This is a genomic window from Streptomyces sp. SM1 (genome assembly GCF_002910825.1).
Classification (GTDB): domain Bacteria; phylum Actinomycetota; class Actinomycetes; order Streptomycetales; family Streptomycetaceae; genus Streptomyces; species Streptomyces okerensis.
On the sequence record NZ_NEUB01000524.1, the window covers coordinates 1 to 3,308 of the forward strand.

The following is a 3,308-nucleotide window of genomic DNA, read 5'->3' on the forward strand; positions in this document are numbered from 1 at the left end:
GCCGGGGACGGCTCGGGGGCCGGGGACGGGAAGGCCGGTCGGTCCGCCGGGTCCTCGTCGAAGAAGTGCGGTCCGGTCTCCTCGACGGAGGGCAGCGCGGGGCCCGCACCGGACGGCGCCGCGAGCGGTTCGCCGTCCCCCGGGGCCGGACGGCTCGTGCCCGGTACCCAGGAGGCACCGTTCCAGTACCGGACATATCCGGGAATGGACGGGTCCGGGTAGTACCCTTCGCGGGGCCTGTCGTCACCGGGGGCCGGGGTTGGGGCACTCATTCCGTCGTCCCGTATCTGCTCGATGGGTGGGTCGGGGTGACCACATCTATCAGACGGGCGGCGGCCTGACCGCCCGTCCGGCCGGACCCCACCCCTTTCGGGCACCTTCTTGGTCAGAAGAGCTTGCCCGGGTTGAGAATGCCGAGCGGATCGAAGACCTTCTTGACGGACCGCTGCATCTCCAGGCCCACGGGTCCGAGTTCGCGCGCCAGCCACTCCTTCTTCAGCACGCCCACGCCGTGTTCGCCGGTGATGGTGCCGCCGAGTTCCAGACCGAGCGCCATGATCTCGTCGAAGGACTCCCGGGCCCGCCGCGACTCCTCCGGGTCGGTGGCGTCGAAGCAGACCGTCGGGTGGGTGTTGCCGTCGCCGGCGTGCGCGACGACGCCGATGGTCAGCCGGTACTTCTCGGAGATCCGCTCGACGCCGTCGAGGAACTCGCCGAGCCTGGAGCGGGGCACGCACACGTCGTCGATCATCGTGGCGCCCTTGACCGCTTCCAGCGCGACCAGGGACATCCGCCGTGCCTGGAGCAGCAGTTCGGACTCCGCGGCGTCCTCGGCCGGGACGACCCCGGTGGCGCCGGCGGCCTCGCACAGCGCGCCGACGGCGGCGAGGTCCGCCGCCGGGTCGGTGGTGTCGAAGGCGGCCATCAGCAGCGCCTCGGTGGACTCCGGCAGGCCCATGCGGGCCGTGTCGTTGACGGCCTTGACCGTCGTACGGTCCATGAGTTCGAGGAGTGAGGGGACGTGGCCGCCGGCCATGATGCGGCACACGGCGTCGCAGGCGGCGGCGCCGGAGGAGAACTCGGCGGCCAGCACCAGCTGCCCGGGCGGCTTGGGCCGCAGGGCGAGGACCGCGCGGACGACAATGCCGAGGGAGCCCTCGGAGCCGACGAAGAGACGGGTCAGGTCGTATCCGGCGACGCCCTTGGCGGTGCGGCGGCCGGTGGACATCAGGCGGCCGTCGGCGAGGACGACGTCCAGTCCGAGGACGTACTCGGCCGTCACGCCGTACTTGACGCAGCACAGACCGCCCGACGCGGTGCCGATGTTGCCGCCGATGGTGCACGTCTCCCAGCTGGAGGGGTCCGGCGGGTAGGCGAGCCCGTGCCCGCCGACGGCGCGGGAGAGCGCCGCGTTGACGACGCCGGGTTCGACGACGGCGATCCGGTCGACCGGGCTGATCTCCAGGATGCGGTCCATCCTGGTCAGGGAGAGCACGACGCAGCCGTCGGTGGCGTTGGCGGCGCCGGACAGTCCGGTGCGGGCGCCCTGCGGGACGACCGGTACGCGCAGTGCGGTGGCGGTGCGCATGACGTGCTGCACCTGTTCGACCGTGCGCGGCAGGACCACCACCGCCGGGCTGCCGGCCGGGCAGAAGCTCGCCATGTCGTGGGCGTAGGAGGCCGTGATGTCGGGGTCGGTGAGGACGGCGTCCACGGGCAGGCCGTCGAGCAGCCGGTCGACGAGAGGGCCGGTCGCCACCGTGTCTGCGTCGCGTCGCGTTTCGATACCGCTCATGATCACAGCGTCGCAGCCAGGACCATCGGTGTGAACCCCGCGTACGGCAGCCGCGTCATATCGGAGTGTGATCATCGTACGTACACGGCGGGTGACGCACAGTGGGCGTCATGGACGACAAGCCATCTGAGCCGCCCCGCCGGCGGGGCCGCCGGGGCCTTCGGCGGGCGCTGCTCGCCTCGGCCGCCGGATCCACGGTGATCGGCGGGGTTCTGGTGCTGCTGCCGTGGGACCGGGGAACGCCGCTCGCGCCGACTCCCGAGGCGCGGGCGCTGGCGGCCGTCGGCAGCGGGGTGCCCGCCGCGCTGCCCGACCTGGAGGCACTGGCCGCGGAGCGGGAACGGCGTCTGAGGCGGCACCCGAAGGACGCCCTGGCGTGGGCGGTGCTCGGGTCGGCCCGGGTGGAACAGGGGCTGCGGCTGGCCGACCCGGCGTACTGGCGGCGCGCCGAGAAGGCGCTGCGCACCTCGCTGAAGGTACGGCCGGAGGGCAACGCCCCGGCGCTGCGGGGACTCGCGGCGCTCGCCAACGCGCGGCGGGACTTCCCCCGGGCGCGCGAGTGGGGCGAGGCGGCGCGGAAACTGGAGCCGAAGCGGTGGACGACGTATCCGCCGCTGATCGAGGCGTCGGCGGGGCTCGGGGACGACGAGGAGACGGGCAGGCTGCTGGAGAGACTCACCGCGCTGCGCGACGGCCCCGCGGTGATGGCGCGGGCGGCTGCCGTGTACCGGGACCGGGGCTGGCGGGAGGACGCGGCGGCGAAGCTCGCGGACGCGGTGTCGGCGGCCGGGAAGCCGGCCGAGCGGGCGGCGTATCTGGAGCGGGCCGGGCAGCTCGCCTGGGAGCGCGGCGACCGGGAGGACGCGTTGCGGCACTTCCGGGAGGCGGTGCGGACCGACCCCGATCAGCGGGCGGCGCAGGCGGGGCAGGGCAGGGCGCTGGCGTCGCTGGGGCGGACGACGGAGGCGCTGAGCGCGTACCGGGCGGCGCTGGCGAAGCAGCCCCGGCCGGAGTACGCGCTGGAGCTGGGCGAGCTGTACGAGTCGCTGGGGCTGAAGCAGGCGGCGGGGGTGCAGTACGGGGTGCTGCGGGAGCGGGTGCGGCTGGCCGCCGGGCACGGGGCGGACGAGGAGCTGGTGCTGGGGCGGTTCGAGGCGGATCACGGGGACGCGGCCGAGGCCGTGCGGCGGCTCCGGAGGGAGTGGGAGCGGCAGCCGTCGACGGAGGTGGCGGACGCGCTGGGGTGGGCGCTGCACCGGGCCGGGCGGGACGAGGAGGCGCTGCCGTTCGCCGTGCGGGCGACGGAGGGGACGGAGGGCGGGGGTGTGCGCAGTGCGCTGTACGTGTTCCACCGGGGGATGACCGAGCGGTCGCTGGAGCGGTACGGGGCGGCGCGGCGGCACCTGACGGAGGCCCTTCGGATCAACCCGTGGTTCTCACCGCTGCACGCGCCGCGGGCGAAGCGGGCGCTCGGGGAACTGGGTGAGCCGTCCGTCCAGGCAGGACCTGAGCC

3 protein-coding genes are annotated in these 3,308 nt (G+C 74.4%); 1 reads left to right on the plus strand and 2 read right to left on the minus strand.

Going from position 1 to position 3,308, the window contains the following annotated elements; all coding sequences use genetic code 11:
* Together B9S61_RS12790 and B9S61_RS12795 are read right to left on the minus strand one after the other, a co-directional pair.
* A partial coding sequence (locus tag B9S61_RS12790; protein WP_146064814.1) for a DUF2510 domain-containing protein occupies positions 1 to 272 on the minus strand: 272 nt, incomplete at its 3' end.
* A 113-nt stretch (positions 273 to 385) separates the two neighbouring features.
* A complete protein-coding gene (locus B9S61_RS12795) occupies positions 386 to 1,795 on the minus strand; it encodes an FAD-binding oxidoreductase (RefSeq protein WP_103542362.1) in 1,410 nt (469 codons plus the stop codon).
* 110 nt (positions 1,796 to 1,905) lie between these two features.
* Here B9S61_RS12795 and B9S61_RS12800 point away from each other — a divergent pair.
* A partial coding sequence (locus B9S61_RS12800) for a tetratricopeptide repeat protein (RefSeq protein WP_103542363.1) occupies positions 1,906 to 3,308 on the plus strand: 1,403 nt, incomplete at its 3' end.

Coding starts and splice junctions, on each gene's coding strand:
- B9S61_RS12795 (WP_103542362.1), bottom strand. CDS start 1,795: ATGAGCGGTATCGAAACGCGACGCGACGCAGACACGGTGGCGACCGGC.